The sequence below is a fragment of the Brevibacterium atlanticum genome (assembly GCF_011617245.1).
Taxonomy (GTDB): Bacteria; Actinomycetota; Actinomycetes; order Actinomycetales; family Brevibacteriaceae; genus Brevibacterium; species Brevibacterium atlanticum.
On sequence record NZ_CP050152.1, the window covers coordinates 3,412,868 to 3,431,482 of the forward strand.

An 18,615-nucleotide genomic window follows, 5' to 3' on the forward strand; every position below is an offset into this window, starting at 1 on the left:
CGTCCCTCACACCCGGGTGCCGCCGGTCTGCCGAGCGTCGACGTCGTCGCGCATCGCATCGACGGCGTCCCGCATCGGGGCGTGGGCGAATTCGGTCATCCCCTGAGAGAAACCGATCTGCGGAGCCCAACCGAGTTCTTCGCGGATCCGCTGCGCCGAGGCGGTGATGTGGCGGACATCTCCGAGGCGGTATTCCCCGGTGACGACAGGTGTCGGCCCGTTGAGAGCCGAGGCGAGTGCCTCGGCCATGTCCCCGATCGTGTGGACGTCTCCGCTGGCGACGTTGAAGGCTCTCACCGTCCCGGGCTCCTGTGCTCCCGCCCATTCGAGGGCGGCGATATTGGCTCGTGCGACATCGCCGACGTGGATGAAGTCCCGCCGTTGCCGGCCGTCTTCGAACACTCGGGGACGTCCGCTGTTTTGGAGCACCGAGCGGAAGATCGAGGCGACGCCGGCATACGGCGTGCCCTGCGGCATGTTGGGTCCGTAGACGTTGTGATAGCGGAGGAACGCGGCGCGTCCTCCGCTCGCCCGCGCCCATGCGGAGGCGAGATGTTCCTGCGAGAGCTTCGTCGCGGCGTAGACGTTGCGGGGATCGGCGGGCGCATCCTCGGTGATGAGCTCGGGTTCGAGTGGTCGGCCCGTGCGTGGTGAGATGGGATCGAAGCGACCGGCGTCGAGGTCAGCGACGGACCGCGGTCCCGCCGCGACCGGACCGTGTTCGTCCCGGTAGGCACCTTCTCCGTAGACGACCATTGAGGAGGCGAGGACGAGGCTGGATATCTCGTGTCTGGTCATCGCCGCGAGCAGGATGGCTGTGCTGAGATCGTTGCTCGCGACGTAGTCGGGGCTGTCGGCGAAGTCGACGCCGAGGCCGACCTTCGCGGCCTGATGGCTGACCGCGTCGATATCCGGCAGCAGCCGATCGAGCAGAGCGGATTCGGCGACGTCGCCGCGGACGATGCGCAGGCGAGCCGGCTCGGTCTGCGATGCCCCGGTTGGAGACATCAGCATTCCGGCGAACTCGTCGCCGAAGCGCCCGAGGATCTCGTCGGCATCAAGGGCGGTGGAATGGACGTCGGCGCGGAAGCTGTCGAGGACGCTCACCCGCCACCCCGCGCGCAGAGCCGCGGCGACCACCTCGGCGCCGATGAAGCCTGCGCCTCCGGTGACGAGCAGATGCGGAGGGGACGACGTCATCGGGCGACCTCCTCGGCAGCTGACGTGTTCCCTCCGCCGGCGCACTCGCCGGCCGGGGCAGCAGCCGGGACAACGGGACGGGCGAGGATCCGCCGGGTGACCGCCTCGGGGACCAGCCTCGGCGGCGTGTAGTCGGGGTCGATCACGGCCACGATGGCGGCGAGCGCCGCGCGGATCCGCGGCTGGGCGGCGCTGAGCCGGTGGAGCACCGTGTCGGCGTCGACCGCGTCGTCATGCGTCTCGCCGGCATCGGAGTCAGTGACGAACGAGAGGTTGACGATGCCCATGCCGAGTTCCTGCGCGAGCGCGGCCTCCGGGTATTGGGTCATGTTGATGATGTCGGCGCCGTCGCGGCGCAACACCCGTGACTCCGCCCTCGTCGAGAACCGCGGGCCGTCGATCACCGCGATCGTGCCGAAGTCGGGAATCTCCTCGCCGAGTGTCCGGACGGCGTCACGGGCGATGGCAACGAGTTCGGGGGTGAAGGGATCGGAGAAGGGCAGATGGATGAGCAGTCCTTCGCCGGAGTAGCTCGACTCGCGTGTCGTCGTGCGGTCGAGCATCTGGTCAGGGATGACGAAGCCGCCGATACCCACTTCGGTGCTGATCCCGCCGACGGCCGAGGAACTCACGACCACACGGACCCCGAGGGAGGCCAGGGCCCACATATTTGCCCGATAGTTGATCTCGTGCGGGGCGAGCGCATGCCCGGCTCCGTGCCGAGTGACGAAGGCGACCCGTCGGCCAGCGAAGTCACCGACCGTGATCGTGCCCGACGGCGAACCGTACGGAGTCGCAATCTCGACGTCGATGCGGGAGTCCTGATCGAGGAGTTCGTAGAGTCCCGACCCGCCGATGACGGCGATGCGCGGGCGTGTGTCGTCTGTCTCGTCCATCTGGGTTCCTTTCCCTGCTGGGGTCGTCGACGTGCCCCACCGGGTTCGTCGGCCGGCTTCCCTCGCCATTGTGTCGCGGCAGCGGTGCCGGGGTGCCGGGAATCTGCTTACGAGACGATGACAGAACCGCCTCGCACAGATCACCTGTCCCCTACAGGTCGCGTGTCCCCGTACAGCGCCTGTCACACGCGCAGCGCTTCTCCCCCGGGACTTGTCTGTCCTCGAACCGTAAGGAAATCCGGACGCGCCGCGGAGCTCGGTCAGCTTAGTGTCGGGGAATGCCGCTACCGCCGCCTGAAGACCGCCCCTCTGCACCGGACGACCGCCTCACCGCACTCCGCCAAACCGTGCATGAGCGCCTCCGCGTACCGGATGACGACGTCGTGCGGGGACCCCGCACCACCGTCGTCATCGGCCGGCTGCTCGGACTCGCCTTCGCACTCTGCTTCGCCACCGGCCTGTTCAGCCACTTCCTCCAGGATCCGCTGCCGTGGATGCGTTTTCCCACCCGTCCGGCCGCGCTCTACCAAGTCACTCAAGGTGTGCACGTCGCAGCGGGGCTCGCTTGCGTCCCTCTGCTGCTGGCGAAGCTGTGGACGGTCTATCCGCGGCTCTTCGTCTGGCCGCCGATCCGCTCAGGGCTCCACGCCCTCGAACGCGGCTTCGTCGGCGTGCTCGTCTCCGCGAGCCTGCTCGAACTGACGATCGGGGTGATGAACATATACCACTGGTATGCGTGGCCGTTCTCCTTCCGCACCGTCCACTACGCGCTCGCATGGATCATCGTTGGCGCGCTGCTCGCGCACATCGCCTTCCAGCTGCCGACGATCCGCGCCCACTGGCGTGCGAATCCCACGCCGAGGCGGCCTCAAGCTTCCGTACGCACGGTGCCTGTACATGGCCGCGACGTTGCGAGCAGCGAATCCGTCGCTGCCGTCGACAGCGACGTCACTTTCGATCGGCGCCTCTTCCTCGCGTCGATCTTCACAGCGGTCGGCGCGATCACCGTGTTCACTGCAGGGCAGTCGACGCGACTGCTCTCGGGGCTCAATCTCTTCGGCCCCCGCAACTACGGCGATGGGCCCCAGGGGCTTCCTGTCAACCGCACAGCCGCCGCTGCCGATGTCCTGACCACCGCCGTCGACCCGGCGTGGACCCTCACGGTCCGGGACGGAGCGACGGTGCACGGATTCAGCCGCGCCGACCTCCAGGAGATGGAGCAGACGACGGCGACGATTCCGATCGCGTGCGTCGAAGGATGGTCGACCTCGGCGAGGTGGACCGGCGTGCGAATCCGTGACCTCTTGGCACGGGTCGGGCTCGACTCACATTCGCGACTGCGGATCACGAGCCTGCAGACGCGAGGCGGCTATGCGGTCAGCGAGATGGGCCCGGAGTTCACCTCCGACGACCTCACCCTCATCGCACTAGAGCTCAACGGTGAGGTCCTCGACCTCGACCACGGATACCCAGCGAGGATCATCGCCCCGGGGCGACCGGGGGTGCTGCAGACGAAATGGATCAGAACGATCGAGGTACTCGAATGACACGCAACCAAGCCGATTCGGTTCGGACACCTACGGCCGTACGGACTCCCACGACCAATGACAACCGCTTCCGCGCAGTCCTCATCCTCGCCGGAATCTGCCTCACCATCTACGGGGTCGTCCTCGTGCTCACAGGGCTTCGCATCAACAACATCATCGGTCTCGGACTATGGCTGGCCGCCGCCGTCATCGCCCATGACTTCGTCCTCGTGCCGGCTGTCACGGTGGTCGCTCGTCTGCTCTTTTCACGCAGGCCGGCTCCGTCGCCGACTGCCACCGGCGCACCGGACGTGCGACGCCGCGGATCCGGCCACCGTCTCCTTGCAGTCGTCCGTCCGAAGTCGGCTGGCTCTGCGTTCGCCGGGTCGAGATACGAGGCCATCACCCGGTCGCTGCTCGTCGCCGCCTGCTTGGTCTCTGTGATCGTCGCTCCCGAGATCTGGGCTCAACGGCGCGGGGTCGCTAATCCGACGATCCTGCCGGGCGACTATGCCCAGAACCTGCTGGCACTGTGGGTCGTTGTTCTGGCGGTCTCCGCAATCGTGCTCATCGTCGGCCTCATCGCAGTCCGCCGGTCCCGGTAAACCTCACCGCCGACTCGCCGATCGCAGTGCGAGGAAGGCGCGGGAGCCATAGGACCAGCTCTCTTCGACCTGCAGCCCCAGACTCTCGGCAATGCGAGTCAGACTCCGACTGCCGACCTGTGCCCAGGGGAAAGCTGCACTCGTGCGGCCGCCGCTGTCTCGGACTTCGGCGAGGAATACTCTGTGTTCGTCCGGCTCCTGGGCCGTTTCGACGATGACGAGTCCGCTCGGGTCAATGAGTCGACGGGCACGCTCGAGGAGTCGCGCGGGATCACCGCCGATGCCGATGTTCCCGTCGAGGAGCAGTGCCGCGTTCCACTGACCCTCGAGTGGCAGCGGGTCACCGATATCACGGCAGAGCACAGGCAGCCCCTCCGCCTGTGCCATCGCCACGGCAGCGGCGGAGATGTCGATGCCGAGAGCGAACCGCTCCGCCGCGATCGCCGCACGCACAATTCGCCCTGGCCCACAGCCGAGGTCGATGACTGCCCCCGTTGCGCGGGCGATCACGGTGAGGTCGGCGGCATCGGCCGGCCCGGTGTAGCGATCGACGTCCATGAGCGTCGGCGTCTCGTCAACACCGGCCGCCGTGAGCAGCAGCGGCCCTCCGCGGACGAGGGCGCGCTCATAGGGTCGGGCACCACCGTGGCCGAAGCTGGTCGCTGCGACCGCTTGGCTCATGATGCTTGCCGACTCTCGGCGTCGAGGGCGAGCTCCGCCGACTCCTCACTCTCGGAAAGACTCCCGACTAGCTTCGCCAGCGGCGACCACGGCAGCAGACGGGCGACCGCGTGCAGGTCATCGATCGTGTCGATGTCGCGCAGCGTCGGCAGCAGTTTTGTGCGCCGTCCCGCAGTGCGCAGCCGGTCGAGCTGGATGGCGCCCGTGTCCGGCCGGGACATCGGCACGCCTCTGACCAACTCACCGTCGGGCTCGCGCAGGCCCAGCGCCCAGAACCCGCCGTCGGCAGCCGGACCGAACCAGGCGTCGCAGTCCTCGGGCCATTCGGCGCTCAACCGGTCGAGGACTCGACGATCGAGCTGCGGGGAGTCCATGCCGATGAGCACGGTCGGACCCGTGCAGACATCGAAGGCGGCGGCAATCCTCTCATCGAGCCCGCCGGTGACCTGCTCGATGATCTCCCACCCGGTGAAGTCCCTGGGCAGGGACGTGCCGTCGAAGCAGAGGATCGTGCGCGTCCATGTACAGGAGTCGACGGCGGTCGTGGTGATGTCGATGCAGGCCGCGGCCACCTCGGCGGCCTGGGTGAGGCTCAGCGGAGGGTGGAGACGGGTCTTGACCTTCCCCGGCACGCATTCCTTGGCGAGCATAATGAGCGTGGTCATCGCTTCTCCTGTCCGATCAGGCGGGCCATGTCGGTGATTGCGGTAAGGGTTCCGCGCAGCGTCCCGGTCACTTTCGACCGCCCGATGCGGGGGAAGTAGCTCACGGTGACCTCACGAATGCGCAGGCCTGCGCTCCCGGCCCGCAGCAGCATTTCGAGCGGATAGCCGCTGCGCCGATCATGAAGGTCGAGGCCGAGCAGGACCTGCCTGCGCATCGCCCGCATCGGTCCGAGATCGTGGACGACAATGCCGGTGCGCAGCCGGATGAGTCCGGCGAGGACGCGGTTGGCCACCCGGGCATGCAGTGGCCAGGCATGCCGTTCCGCCGCGTGCCTGCGCCCGAGGACGAGGTCCGCCTGCCCGGCGAGGACGGGTCCGGTCACTCGGTCGAGTTCGGCGAGGTCGAACGACCCGTCGGCATCGCAGATCGCCACCACCTCGGCGGTGGCCGCGAGGACTCCGGCGTATACGGCCGATCCGAACCCGCGCCGGGGTTCGTCGATCACGTGGGCGCCGAGCGCGCGGGCCACCTCGGCGGAGGAATCGGTCGAACCGTTGTCAACGACGATCGGCCGGACGTTCGGCGGCAGCCCCGCCAGCACTCCGGGCAGGGCGGCGGCCTCATCGAGGCACGGGAGGACGAGATCGATGAGAGCGCTGCGCGGTGGTGATTTCGGCATGCTCCGACACTAAGGATTCCGGACCGGCACAGACGCGGTCGAATCCTTACGAAATACGGACAAAGCCCGCGACGACCCGCATTTCCTCGATTGCGGACCGTGCGGGTTCCTACACTGGAACCATGACCGACACCCCGCCCGATTCCACCCTGCGCGACCGCCGGATCCTCCTCGTCGAGGACGACCCTACCGTCGCCGAGGTGGCCCGCAACTATCTGCATACAGCCGGGTTCCTCGTCGACGAGGTCACCGATGGGTTCCAAGCCATCGACGCCGTCCGCGACGTCCGCCCCGACCTCGTCGTCCTCGACCGGAAGCTGCCGGGCATCGACGGGACCGAGGTGTGCCGGCGCCTGCGGGGCTTCACCGATACTCCCGTGCTCATGCTCACAGCACTCTCGGCCACGGAGGACCGCATCGACGGGCTCGAGTCCGGGGCCGATGACTACCTGACCAAGCCGTTCTCCCCACGCGAGCTCGTCCTCCGGGTTCGGTCGATCCTCAAGCGCACGGTCGACGAGGCGACTCCCGAAGCGCCCTTCGCGCTCGGCCCCTTCCAGCTCGATGCCTCGGCCCGGAAGGTCAGCCGGGACAGCCGACCGCTCGAGCTCTCGGCCCGGGAGTTCGACCTTCTTGCCTTTTTCCTCAAGCATCCGAATCAGGTCTTCGACCGGGAGACGCTGCTGCGCTCCGTCTGGGGCTGGGAGGTCGGCGACCTGTCGACGATCACCGTCACGGTGCGCCGACTGCGGGAGAAGATCGAGGACGATCCTTCACACGCCGTATTCCTCACCACGGTGTGGGGTGCCGGCTACCGTTTCGACGCTGACGTCGACACCGATGGTGATGTCGATGCTGACGGTGACACCGAAGGGGTGCGCTGATGCCCTTACCGCTTCCCGATCTCACGATCATCTTCCTCGTCGCGATCGGCTGTTCCCTCCTCGTCGGCGCACTCGGGGTCTTCGCCCTGTGGCTGGCCAGACGCCGCACCCTGACGGTGCGGCTGACGATCATCGTGGCGACGACGCTGATCTCCGTGCTCGCCGGGATGGTGGCGATCGCCTCGGCGATGTACCTTTCCGAACACGACCTCATCGTCTTCCTCACGGTGGCCGCGGCCTCACTCGTCTCTACCGCCCTGGTCACCCTCATCCTCGGGCGGATCGTCGCTCGTGAGCACCGGGAGCTGCGGGCGTTGGCCGCCGAGGTGGGACTGGGACGCCGCCTCGGAGAGGTCCCCGATGAGCGGGACGCCTCGGAGACTGCACAGCTGCGAGCCGAGCTTGTGGCCACGAGCGTCAGGCTTGCTGACACCCGCGATGAGGTCGCCGCCCTCGACCGCTCCCGGCGGGAGCTCATCGCGTGGATCGCCCACGACCTGCGGACGCCGATGGCCGGCCTCAAGGCAATGGCTGAGGCCCTCGAGGACGGAATGGTCGACGACCCCGACCGCTATTATGCGAACATCCGCGTGCAGGTCGATCGGCTCTCCCGCATGGTCGATGACCTCTTCGCGCTCTCCCGAATCCAGTCTGGCAGCCTCGAACTCGAGAGCATCGAGGTCAGCCTCTATGACCTCGTCTCCGATGCGGTGGCAGATCTGCGCCTGGTGGCGGCGTCCAAGCAGATCACCGTAGAAGCCCGCGGACTCAAGGACCTCACCGTCATCGGCGACCCCAAGGAGCTCACCCGCGTCGTCGAGAATCTGCTGATGAATGCCCTCCAACACTCCCCTGACCGCGCCGAGGTGGTGCTCGAGACGAGCCGTCACAGTGACGGTCAGGCGGTGCTCACCGTCTCTGACTCAGGCGGCGGCATTCCCACCGAAGCTCTCACCGAAATCTTCACAACCGGGTGGCGTGGGACTCCGTCGCGGACTCCCGACGAACCCATCGGTGGCGGCGACGTGCTCTCCGGCGGGGCGGGGCTCGGGCTGGCGATCGTGCGTGGGATCGTCGAAGCCCATGCCGGCACCGTCGGCGTCTCGAACACGCAGGTAGGAGCCTGCTTCGAGGTGCGTCTGCCGGCGGCTGTCCCCGTGGAGTGAGCCGACGGCTGTGTTTCGTGCGGGATCGCGCTGCGTCCGGGTCGACACCATGACGAACTAGACTTGACGGGTGCTCAAACCCATCCTGTGGCCGGTCCTCGCGCCGTCCCTGCTCTTCGCCGTCGGATTGGGTGCGATCATGCCGATCCTCGTCCTCGGCGCGCTCACCTTGGGTTCGACCGCCTCGTTCGCGGCGGCGATCGTCGGCATCATGGGGGCCGTGTCGCTGACCGCGACGGTCCCGGCGGGGATCCTCATCGACCGCCTCGGCGATTTCCGGGCGATGCTCGTGGCCACGCTCGCCGCCGTCGTCGTCCTCACCGCCGTGGTCGCGGCCTTCGTATGGCACTCCCCGTACTCGCTGCTCGTCTACACGATCGCGCTCATGCTCTTCGCCCCGGTCTCCGACGTGTGGAGCCTGGCCCGGCAGGCCGTCGTCGCCGAGGTCATGCCCGCGGCCGATCTGGCCAAGGCGATGACCGCGCTCGGCGGCACGCAGCGGGTGGGCAACCTCGTCGGCCCGATGGTCGGCGCCGGGCTCATGCTGTTCCTGCCGATCTGGTCGGTGTTCGTCTTCTCCGGCGTCACCGCCGTCGCCGCGATCGTCATCATGGCGCTGCCGATCGCACGGATCCCCGGCTTCGACGATCACCCGCGGGCCGCCTCGGCGAAGGATTCTCCCGCCGAGGCGGCCCCCGGTCGGCCGTCGATCGATCCGACCGGCCCCGGTCGGAACTCCTCCGGCGAACATTCCCGCACCGAGGCGGCTGCGGGCGCTCGCGGGAAGAGGCCGAAACGGGAACGCCGCCCGTCCTTGGATGTGCGCTGGAAGTCAGTCGTGCTCGTCGGCATCACGATCATCACCCTCGCGGCCGCACGCGCCGCTCAGCCCGTGGTCATCCAGCTGGGGGGTGTGGAGATCGGCCTGCACGAGTCCTCGATCTCGCTCGTCATCGCCTTCGGCGCGGGCCTCGAACTCATCGTCATGTTCCTCGGCGCCTACATCAAGGACCACCTCGGGCGGATCGCCACCCTCGTCGCATGCCTGACCATCTTCGGGGCCGGGTTCATCATCATGGTTACCCTCCCCGATCTGTCGGGAATGGTCATCGCTGCCGCCGTCATGGCCTTCGGCAACGGCCTCGGCGCCGGAGTGAACATGACGATCGGGGCGGACCTGTCACCGGCGGTGGGGCGGCCGCGCTTCCTCGGCATCTGGGCGATCTTCAACAACGGCGGCAAGCTCGGCGGGCCGAGCCTGCTCTCCCTCATCATCACCCTGACCACGCTGAGGTTCGGTGTGCTCTTCCCCGGACTCTTCGCCCTCCTCGGAGCGGTCTGGGTGCTCGTCTGGGCACGTCAGATCGGACTGCCCGGACGGCGCCGCCGGGTCTGACGCTCACCCCGGCACGGACTCCGGTGCCGACTTCGGTGCCGGACCTGACTCCAGCGCCGCGCTCGGCCCCGGCGCAGCACCTGTCTCCAACTCCGTCGCCGCCTCTGGTCCCGTACCTGAGCCCGCCCCGGCTTCGGACGCCGCACCTGACCCCGTCCCCGACCCTCGGGACCACGCCCGCCCGCAGGAGCAGCCCAACGGTCTAGGCTGGAGGTGACCGATTCGACGATGTTCGGCTCACGGCCCGAAGCCGAGCGCCCGAACAGGATCAGGAGAGTCATCGATGGGAGCCCTGGACGTCGGCGGGTACGTGCTGGTGAGCCTGGCCGCGCTCGTCTTCCTCTTCCTGCAGTCGTGGTTCGCCGCCACCGTGGTCCGTCGTGTCGTCGGAGTCCCCACCGGCTGGCCGCGCACTCTCGCCGTCGGCCTTGCCATGAGCGCCCTCGTGGCCGTGACCGTCCAGTACCTCTATCGGGCCGGAACCGGTCAGAACTCCACAGGCCTCGACGTCTCCCCCGGTGTGGCGCTGCTGTTCACGGTGCTCGCGCTCGGCTGGATCTTCGCCCTCGGCGTCGGTGCCCTCGTTATGCTCGAGGCGGCCTTCCCCACGGGATCTCTGCCCGGGCCGCAGTCGCTGTTCTTCGGGTGGAAGTCCCGCCGTCGGCGCACCCGCCGCTACGCCCAGGTCGTGTCGATCGCGGTCAGGCACGGTCTCGGCTCCCAGCTGCGCGGCTTCGGCGGCGACTCCCCCGGCCGCGAGGTCAAGACAGCGCGAGCCCTCAAGGAATCCCTCGCCGAGGCGGGGGTGACCTTCGTCAAACTCGGACAGATGCTCTCGACCCGCCGAGACATCCTCCCTCCCGTCTTCGTCCGTGAGCTCGAGACCCTCCAGACCCAAGTCACTCCCGAACCCTGGTCGGTCATCGAACCGGCCATCGAGGAGCGGCTCGGCCGACCCATCGGCGAAGTGTTCGCCCGGATCGATTCCACCCCGCTGGCGGCCGCCTCGGTGGCGCAGGTGCACGAAGCGACCCTGCTCAACGGCACTGAGGTCATCGTCAAGGTGCAACGGCCGAAGGCGCTCAACCAGGTCACCCAGGACCTCGACATCATCCTGCGGCTGGCGGCGTGGCAGAACAAGACCACGTCGTGGGGCCGGGATCTGGGCGTGCGGTCACTGGCCGCTGGGTTCGCCACCACGCTCGAAGAGGAGCTCGACTACCGGATCGAACTCGACAACATGGCCAGCATCGAAGCCTCTCTCAAGCGTTCGGGGAAGTTCGAGGTCACCGTTCCCCACGGCTATCCCGAGCTCAGCGGGGAACGTCTGCTCGTCATGGACCGGCTGCCCGGCCAGCCGGTATCACGGGCGGGCGCGCTGCTGGCCGATCTCAGCGTTGCCGAACGATCGCGTTTGGCAACCACCCTGCTGGGCGCTACGCTCGAGCAGATCATCGGCGACGGGATCTTCCACGCCGATCTGCATGCCGGCAACATCTTCATCACTCCCGAGGGGAAGTTGGGTCTGCTCGACTTCGGTGCGGTCGGTCGCCTCGATCCGGGCACGCAGACCTCGTTGGGCCTCATGCTCTATTCGATCGACCAGAACGACAGTGCCGGTGCCACCGATGCCCTCATCGAACTGCTCGGTCGTCCCGATGGGCTCGATGACCGGGAGGTCGAACGCGCCGTCGGGGCACTCCTGCTGCGCTACGGCGGAGGCACCCGGGCGGCGCAGGGACAGAAGCTCTTCGACGACCTGTTCAATCTCGTGCTCTCGCATCGGTTCTCGGTGCCGGCACCGATCAGCGCCGCCTTCCGCGCGATGGCCTCGGTCGAGGGTGCCCTGCTGACGATCGACCCCGGCTTCGACGTCGTCGCCGTGTCCAGGCGAGAGGGCAACAGGCTCGTGCGCTCGAAGCTCAAGGGCACGAAGTTCACCGATGAGTTCCAGCGGCGGATGCTGCAGCTGATGCCGATGATCGACCGGATGCCGCGGCGGATCAATAAGATCACCGAGGATCTCGAGCAGGGGCGGTTCTCGATGAACATGCGGGTGCTCGAGAATCCCTCCGACCGCAGTTTCCTCACCAGCCTGTTCCAACAGCTCATCGTCGCCGTCCTCGCCGGAGCGGCCGTGGTGGGTGCGATCATGCTCATCACCAGCGATGAGGGACCGCTGCTGACGAAGGACATCCACCTGTACTCGTTCTTCGGCTTCGTGCTGCTCTTCGGCGGCTTCGTCTTGAGCATGCGCTCCCTCATGCTCGTGTTCAGACGCGACGGCGGCGGATAGGACGCCTCGGAGTGTTTCCGTCTGCGGTCGACGCGGGCAGAGTTCTCCACGCTTCGGCCCGCCCTGTGCTGAGCAGCCCAGGGCGGAACTGGGCTGCTCAGCGTCGATTGGGCTGATCTGCGCGGCCGCCTGGCAGCAGGCCGTTTGAGGGACATGTCTCTCCGAACGACTCACGTTCTTCGGTGAGTGATTCGGAGAAACCTGTGCCTTTTCCGCGTGATCCGCTCTCGGCTGTTGCATCCGCACCGCACCACATGGCGAAAACGACGAGTGATAGGCGAAAACGACTCAGGGCAGATGCCGTATTCACGACATCTGCCCTGGTGGGTGGAGCCCCCTGTCAGACTCGAACTGACGACCTTCGCTTTACAAGAGCGGTGCTCTACCAACTGAGCTAAGGAGGCGTGGTGCAGACCGAGCATCTGCGCCTACACGATAGTAGTCCATGGTCCGTGCCCGCCACAAAACCGCGGCGGGACGTCGAGGGCCGGCTCCCATCCACCCCGCGGGGAACGTCGAGGACCGGCCCCCGCCCAACCTCGCGGGGAACGGCGAAGGCCGGCCCCACCTCGGCGGGGCCGGCCTTCGCGCACGATGCGCTTGCGTGAAGTGCCTCGGCGATCAGCCCTTGACTTCTCCGGTGGCCTTGAGGATCTCGGTGGCGAGAGCCTGCGGGTCACTGGTGTTCTCGGTGTGCTTGCCGTTGATGAGCACCCACGGGGTGGCCTCGACCTTGTCGTCGAGGGCGTCCTGGCTCGACTGCTCGACGAACTTCTTGAACGTCTGGTCGGTGACGCAGGACTCCACGGTCTGTTCGGAATCGGCCTTGAGCTTCGCCGAGGTGTCGATGCCGGCGTCCTTGGCCACCTTGAGCAGCTCTTCATCGGAACGGCCGTCGGTGCCCTCCTCGGGCTGCTGGGCGTAGAGCGCATCGAAGAGATCGATGGCCTTGTCCGGCTGGCTGTCGACGACGCAGGCAGCGAGGTTGGCCGAGCGGGTCGAGTACTCGTTGCCGCTGGACATCCGGTCGAGGAACGACACGGGCTTGTAATTGATGACGACCGATCCCTCGTTGGCGAGCTTCTTGAGCATGCCGGAGTTCGACTCTTCGAAGGCCTTGCAACCCGGGCACTGGAAGTCGAGGTAGACGGTGACAGTGGCAGCGCTGTCCTTCGCCCCGGCCTCGGTCGGGGCCGGGAGGTCGGACTGCTCGCCTTCGGGCATCTTCTGCGGCTGGACCAGGGTGTTGTCCTTGGACACGGTGATGCCGTTCGAGACGTAGTTCGTGGGGTTCACCGCCGGCTTGTTCTGCTGGAAGATGAGCACGGCGACCACGGCCACGACGGCGACGATGACGACAACGATGCCGACGTACAGAATCGTCTTGGCGGTCTTCTCCTTCTTCGCCTGATTCGCTGCGATCTGGCGGGCGTTCTCACGCGCCTGCTTGCGCTTATCGTCTCCGGAGCTGTTCTTCGCCATTGTTCCTCACGTTGGATCGTCTGACATCGGTACGGCCTGCGGCCCGACGGGTACGGGGCGGCTGTGGCGACCCGACGGCACCACTGTACCGAAACTGGCTCCGCACCGACTCCCAGTAATATTCAAGGTTCAACTAGAGAGCGGCGCAGCCCGTCCCCTGTTCACGACGATCATGGCAGAGCGTCCCTCGCCCCAGGTGCCTCCGGCAGACCACACCGCTGACTACACCGGTCCCGGCAGGTAGTCGAATGGGTTGAACGGCAGCGGCCACCAGGACATGGCCGCACCCGACTGGATGACCATGACTGCGAGCACGACGAGCAGCGTCGTCACCGCCAATGCGATGAGCCGCCCGAGGTGGTTCCGCGTCGCTCCTGAGACGACCACCCTCGAGCCGTAGCGCAGGCTGGATGCTCCGGGACCGACCCACAGCACGAGCGAACCGGCTGCTCCCGCGGCCCACACCGACCACTGTTCGGAGGCACCGCTGGGCACGATGCCGGCAATGTCGAGGCGCGTGAGGACGAGCATGGCGATGGCCGCGATCGCCGGCAGGATGAACGAGGCGATCGAGGTCAGGACCGAAGCCAGCACTGCTCCCGGCGCCGAGGCGAGCGCCCGCCCGAATCCGCCCGATTCCAGTCCGCGGTCGAACCTGTACCGTTGGACCTTCCGCTCCAGACGTGTGCCCGTGCGCGCGAGAACCGACCAGATCAGTGCGACGAGGCAGATGGCCAGCGGACCCAGCGGCATCACGGCCACGGCGAGGACGATGAGACCGAAGACGACCCATCCGCCGCTGCGCACCCGCCGATAGGTCGTCGGGGTCCACGGATAACCGGATTGCCCGGGTTGCCTGCCCGGCTGCATGGCCTGCCCGCCGGGCTGCATGGCCTGCCCGCCCGATCCGCCGGGCTGGGCGATCTGCCCGCCGGGTCCACCCGGCTGCATGATCTGACTGCCGGGACCGTGACTGCCGGAACCGGGACCACCCTGGCCGGACCACGCCCCCTGCCCGTTGCCCGGCTGGACGAATCCTGCCCGGCCGAGGTCGGCGCCGGCCATCGGAGATCCCGGTGCGGCCTGGATGCTGCCGTTCGGGTTGCCGACCGGCGGCGCCGTGCCCTGCTGCGTGGGGTTGGGCCTCTGTCCGGGTCCGCGCACCGAACCGCCGAGGTGGCCGGAACCGGCATGATTGGTCGGACGGCTGGCGCCCGGGTACTGCGGCTGGCTGCCGGCACCCGGACTGCCGGTACCTGGGCCGCCGGTACCCGCGCCTCCGTTCGCGGCCCCTGGATAGCCCGAGGCTGAATAACCCGAGCCCGGATAGGCAGAACCCGGGTAGCCCGAGCCCGCGTTCGCTCCGCTCCGACCGTCGGCCGCGCCATATCCGTTCGCACCGTACCCGGACGCACCGTACTCAGCCGCACCGTACCCAGCCGCACCACCAGCCGCTCCCCCGGCGAGCGCCCCACCGGCGGCACCGAGTGCACCAGCACCGCCACCGACCCCGGCACCACCGTCATCGACGGCGGGCATGACCGCGGTTCCGCTCGGGGAACGGCTGACTCCCCGGCCGGAACCGCCGCTGGGTCCGGAGCCGAGCTGCGGCATCCGACCGGATTCGATGTCGACGAGAGCGTCGAGGATCATCTGCCCCGAGGGGCGACGTTCGGGCTTCGGGTCGAGGCACGCGGAGATGAGGGGAACGAAGTTCTTCGGCGCTCCGTCGAGGTCGAACTTACCCATGGCCACACGTCCGAGCACCGCCTCGAGGGGCCCGGTGCCATAGGGGTTGCGGCCGGTCGCGGCGAAGGCCATCGTCGCGGCCCACCCCCACCAATCGGTCTTCTCGCTCGAGGACTTCCCGTCGGCGATCTCCGGCGACAGGTAGCCCGGTGTGCCCATGACCAGCCCGGTCGCGGTCACCCGCACCTCGTCGGCAACCTGGGCGATGCCGAAGTCGATGACCATGGGCTCTCCGTCCATGATCATCACGTTCGCAGGTTTGAGGTCGCGGTGGATGACGCCGGCATCGTGGACGGCGTTGAGAGAGTCGAGCAGCGCGTGCCCGAAGTGGACGAGTTCGTCCTCGGCGAAGGGGCCGTTGTCGCGGACGTCGTCGGACAGCGTCTGCCCGTCGACGAATTCGGTGATGATGAACGGCTGTGCGGAGTCGAGCTCCGCGTCGAGCACCTCGGCGATGCGGGGGTGGCGGATGCGCCGCAGGGTCCTCGTCTCTCTGGCCAGGCGTTTGCGCGCGGTCTCATCGTTGGCGATGTGCGGGTGGAGGACCTTGACGGCGACCGGGTTGTTTCCGCCGTCGACACCGAGGTAGACGACACCCATGCCGCCCGAGCCGAGCTCCTCGATGAGGCGGTAGCCCCCCAGTTCCTGAACCATCACCTGGCCAAGCCTAGTCGAGCGGGTACAGTTCATTCCAAGGACAGACACAGGAGGAGGCGCAGATGAGCACCGTCGACTCTGCCGAGCCGAGCACCGAGTTCCCCACCCAAGGCAGCGATTTCGTGGTCGTGGCCAATCGCCTGCCCGTTGACCGCGACCCCGATGATCCCAAAGCGCAATGGCGTACTTCACCTGGGGGTTTGGTCACAGCGGTGGCTCCGGTGATGAAGTCCCAAGAGGGTGCGTGGATCGGGTGGACGGGGGTGCCCGACGAGGAGTTCGAGCCCTTCACGATCGACGGCATGCACCTGACCCCGGTGACCCTGACGAGTGAGGATGTCCTCAGGTATTACGAAGGGTTCTCCAACGCCACATTGTGGCCGCTCTATCACGATGTCATCGTTCCCCCCGAGTACCACCGCACCTGGTGGGACGCGTATGTGCGGGTGAATGAGCGCTTCGCGAACAAGGTCGCCGAGGTGGCTGCGCAGTCCGCGACCGTGTGGGTCCACGATTATCAGCTCCAGTTGGTTCCGCAGATGGTGCGTCGGCTGCGCCCTGACCTCGCGATCGGCTTCTTCAACCACATCCCGTTCCCTCCCTATGAGCTCTTCGCCCAGCTGCCCTGGCGCGATGAGATCCTCCGCGGCCTCCTCGGCGCCGACCTCATCGGATTCCAGCGGCCGGGGGACGCGGCGAACTTCCGGCGCGCTGTCCGCGGGCGTCTGGGGTATTCGACGAAGGGGTCGACGGTCTCAGTCCCGCCGGGCGACTTCCTTCCTGCCCACCTCGTCCGCGCCGAGTCGTTCCCGATCTCGATCGACACCCCCTACCTCGAGGAGCTCGCTCGCGACCCGGAGATCCTCGAGCGGGCGAAGCAGATCCGCGAGGAGGTCGGCAATCCGCGGGTGGTCATGCTCGGCGTCGATCGCATGGACTATACGAAGGGCATCCGCCACCGACTCAAAGCGTTCGGGGAGCTCATCGCCGAGGGACGGCTCAACGTCGATGACGTCGTGCTCATTCAGATCGCCACGCCCTCGCGGGAGCGGCTCGAGCAGTACAAGATCATCCGCCACGACGTCGAACTGGCTGTCGGGCGGATCAACGGCGAACAGGTCGACGTGGGGTCGATCCCCGTCCGCTACCTCCATCATTCGTATCCGCGCGATGAGATGACGGCGTTCTTCCTCGCCGCCGATGTCATGCTCGTGACCGCTCTGCGCGATGGCATGAACCTCGTGGCGAAGGAGTATGTGGCCTGCCGGAGGCGCGATGACGGAGCCCTCGTGCTCTCCGAGTTCACCGGCGCGGCCGAACAGCTCAAGGGCGCGGTGATGGTCAATCCCCACGACATCGCCGACCTCAAAGCGGGCATCCTCGAGGCCGTGCAGATGGACGAGAGGACCCGCTCACGTCGGATGAAGCAGATGCGCAAGCGGGTCGCCACGGACACCGTGAGCCGGTGGTCGCAGAACTTCCTCGCCGAACTCGAGCACATCAAGCACCATCCCGAGGTCATCGTTCCCGACCGGCCGGTGGTGCAGAAGAACCGGACCGCGCCTCCCCCGGATGTGCCGGCCGCGCCCTCCGATCGGGCCGACCGACCCGATGATGCCGAGTGGACAGACGACATCTCCACTGCCCGCTAGGAGAAGCTGAGTGACATCGAAACCGACCGTGCTCGTCCCTGCCCTGTCCACCCCCGCCGAGGTGGATCTGCGTGATCTCACCATCGCCGATTCCCTGCTGGTGGCCCTCGACTTCGACGGGGTGCTCGCACCCCTGCAGGACGATCCCGAGACCTCGCGGATGACCGCGGGATCGGAAGCGGCGATCGCGGCCTTGGCCAGGCTGCCGCGCACCCGGGTGGCACTGGTCTCCGGCCGCGACATCGCGACCCTGCGACAGCTGACCGAGACACCGGAGTCGGTATGGATGATCGGCTCCCACGGCGCCGAGGCGGAACTCGGCTCGGACACCGGACGTGACCCTGCCGGCACCGGAGTCTCGCACTCCCCCGAACTCACCGCGGCCGAGCAGGAGAGGCTTGCGGCCATCGACGCACACATCGAAGCGTTCGAAGACGCTCTTCCGCCGACGGCATCGGAGACTCTGACCGACCTGCTCGTCGAGCGCAAACCCTATTCGCGGACCGTACACACCCGCGGCTTCGATCCCGAGGTCGCCGCGGCGCTGCACGAGCATGCCACGCAGGTCGCCGAGGAGTTCCCCGACATCCGCGTCATCGAGGGCCACGACATCACCGAGCTCGCGGTCAAGCAGGCGACGAAGGGCGACGGTGTCAGGCTCCTGGCGCGGGCGGGTGCGCCGACGGCGATGGCCTATCTCGGCGACGACGTCACCGATGAGGATGCCTTCACCGCCCTGGCCGATCTCTCAGCTGATCAGACTCTCGACTCTGACCAGGCGCCCACATCCAGGCTGAGTGACACAACCGGCCGGACTCTCGAAGCCGGCCTGACCGTCAAGGTCGGCACCGCTCCGACTCGGGCGAGGTGGCGGATCACCGGACCCGACGCCGTGGCCGATCTCCTCAGCCGACTCGCAGCCGAACGCGCAGACCACCTCGGCGCTGAGCACAGCTGAACCACCTCGGCGGATGCTGCGCGTCCGTTTCCGTCCCTCGCCCGACGGTCTCGGAGAGGACAGTCACCGGCTGATCCGCGATCACCGGTCGGCCACCTCGGCGAGGGTATTCGCGTTCCTCC

General features: G+C 67.5%; 15 protein-coding genes and 1 tRNA gene. 8 read left to right on the top strand and 8 right to left on the bottom strand.

What is annotated here, in order from left to right; genetic code table 11:
• Window positions 1-6: 6 nt before the first annotated feature.
• Window positions 7-1,200, bottom strand: coding sequence for an NAD-dependent epimerase/dehydratase family protein (locus tag GUY23_RS15220; protein WP_166973754.1), 1,194 nt, complete (start codon window positions 1,198-1,200; stop codon window positions 7-9).
• Window positions 1,197-2,096, bottom strand: a complete 900-nt coding sequence (locus GUY23_RS15225) for an MTAP family purine nucleoside phosphorylase (RefSeq protein WP_166973757.1) — start codon at window positions 2,094-2,096, stop codon at window positions 1,197-1,199. The genes GUY23_RS15220 and GUY23_RS15225 overlap by 4 nt, the downstream gene beginning before the upstream one ends.
• 278 nt (window positions 2,097-2,374) lie before the next feature.
• On the opposite strand from GUY23_RS15225, the gene GUY23_RS15230 reads away from it, so the two are divergent.
• Both GUY23_RS15230 and GUY23_RS15235 read left to right on the top strand, forming a co-directional pair.
• On the top strand, window positions 2,375-3,643 hold the full coding sequence (locus GUY23_RS15230) for a molybdopterin-dependent oxidoreductase (RefSeq protein WP_166973760.1): 1,269 nt from the start codon (window positions 2,375-2,377) through the stop codon (window positions 3,641-3,643).
• Window positions 3,640-4,227: a hypothetical protein gene (locus GUY23_RS15235; RefSeq protein WP_166973763.1), complete on the top strand. Its 588-nt coding sequence runs from the start codon at window positions 3,640-3,642 to the stop codon at window positions 4,225-4,227. The genes GUY23_RS15230 and GUY23_RS15235 overlap by 4 nt, the downstream gene beginning before the upstream one ends.
• Window positions 4,228-4,230: 3 nt before the next feature.
• Here the strand turns inward: GUY23_RS15235 and GUY23_RS15240 are convergent, their stop codons facing one another.
• From GUY23_RS15240 to GUY23_RS15250, 3 genes are read right to left on the bottom strand one after another with little or no spacing between them, the layout of a single operon-like run.
• Entirely contained in the window at window positions 4,231-4,908 is a 678-nt protein-coding gene (locus tag GUY23_RS15240; RefSeq protein WP_166973766.1) for a methyltransferase domain-containing protein, read from the bottom strand.
• Window positions 4,905-5,573 carry a TIGR04282 family arsenosugar biosynthesis glycosyltransferase gene (locus GUY23_RS15245; RefSeq protein ID WP_166973769.1) on the bottom strand — a complete coding sequence of 223 codons (669 nt, stop codon included), beginning with the start codon at window positions 5,571-5,573 and terminating at the stop codon, window positions 4,905-4,907. Before GUY23_RS15245 ends, GUY23_RS15240 begins: the two co-directional genes overlap by 4 nt.
• Complete coding sequence (locus tag GUY23_RS15250; RefSeq protein ID WP_166973772.1) at window positions 5,570-6,253, bottom strand: glycosyltransferase family 2 protein; 684 nt, start codon at window positions 6,251-6,253, stop codon at window positions 5,570-5,572. The genes GUY23_RS15245 and GUY23_RS15250 overlap by 4 nt, the downstream gene beginning before the upstream one ends.
• Before the next feature lie 122 nt (window positions 6,254-6,375).
• Here GUY23_RS15250 and GUY23_RS15255 point away from each other — a divergent pair, with 122 nt between their 5' ends.
• The 4 genes from GUY23_RS15255 to GUY23_RS15270 all read left to right on the top strand — a co-directional run bounded on the left by GUY23_RS15255 (window position 6,376) and on the right by GUY23_RS15270 (window position 11,995).
• Window positions 6,376-7,137: a response regulator transcription factor gene (locus GUY23_RS15255; RefSeq protein WP_166973775.1), complete on the top strand. Its 762-nt coding sequence runs from the start codon at window positions 6,376-6,378 to the stop codon at window positions 7,135-7,137.
• Complete coding sequence (locus GUY23_RS15260; RefSeq protein WP_166973778.1) at window positions 7,137-8,303, top strand: sensor histidine kinase; 1,167 nt, start codon at window positions 7,137-7,139, stop codon at window positions 8,301-8,303. Before GUY23_RS15255 ends, GUY23_RS15260 begins: the two co-directional genes overlap by 1 nt.
• A 70-nt stretch (window positions 8,304-8,373) precedes the next feature.
• On the top strand, window positions 8,374-9,699 hold the full coding sequence (locus GUY23_RS15265; RefSeq protein WP_166973781.1) for an MFS transporter: 1,326 nt from the start codon (window positions 8,374-8,376) through the stop codon (window positions 9,697-9,699).
• 283 nt (window positions 9,700-9,982) lie between these two features.
• Window positions 9,983-11,995, top strand: coding sequence for an ABC1 kinase family protein (locus GUY23_RS15270; RefSeq protein WP_166973783.1), 2,013 nt, complete (start codon window positions 9,983-9,985; stop codon window positions 11,993-11,995).
• A gap of 328 nt (window positions 11,996-12,323) precedes the next feature.
• On the opposite strand, the gene GUY23_RS15275 is transcribed toward GUY23_RS15270, so the two are convergent.
• The 3 genes from GUY23_RS15275 to GUY23_RS15285 all read right to left on the bottom strand — a co-directional run bounded on the left by GUY23_RS15275 (window position 12,324) and on the right by GUY23_RS15285 (window position 15,880).
• Window positions 12,324-12,399, bottom strand: a tRNA-Thr gene (locus GUY23_RS15275).
• A 217-nt stretch (window positions 12,400-12,616) separates the two neighbouring features.
• Window positions 12,617-13,477 carry a DsbA family protein gene (locus GUY23_RS15280; RefSeq protein WP_166973786.1) on the bottom strand — a complete coding sequence of 287 codons (861 nt, stop codon included), beginning with the start codon at window positions 13,475-13,477 and terminating at the stop codon, window positions 12,617-12,619.
• A 222-nt stretch (window positions 13,478-13,699) separates the two neighbouring features.
• Window positions 13,700-15,880: a serine/threonine protein kinase gene (locus GUY23_RS15285; protein WP_166973789.1), complete on the bottom strand. Its 2,181-nt coding sequence runs from the start codon at window positions 15,878-15,880 to the stop codon at window positions 13,700-13,702.
• Between the two features lie 65 nt (window positions 15,881-15,945).
• Between GUY23_RS15285 and GUY23_RS15290 the strand changes: the two genes are divergently transcribed.
• Both GUY23_RS15290 and otsB read left to right on the top strand, forming a co-directional pair.
• On the top strand, window positions 15,946-17,535 hold the full coding sequence (locus tag GUY23_RS15290; protein ID WP_166973792.1) for an alpha,alpha-trehalose-phosphate synthase (UDP-forming): 1,590 nt from the start codon (window positions 15,946-15,948) through the stop codon (window positions 17,533-17,535).
• Window positions 17,536-17,545: 10 nt separating this feature from the next.
• Window positions 17,546-18,493 carry a trehalose-phosphatase gene (otsB, locus tag GUY23_RS15295; protein WP_166973795.1) on the top strand — a complete coding sequence of 316 codons (948 nt, stop codon included), beginning with the start codon at window positions 17,546-17,548 and terminating at the stop codon, window positions 18,491-18,493.
• Window positions 18,494-18,615: the final 122 nt, after the last annotated feature.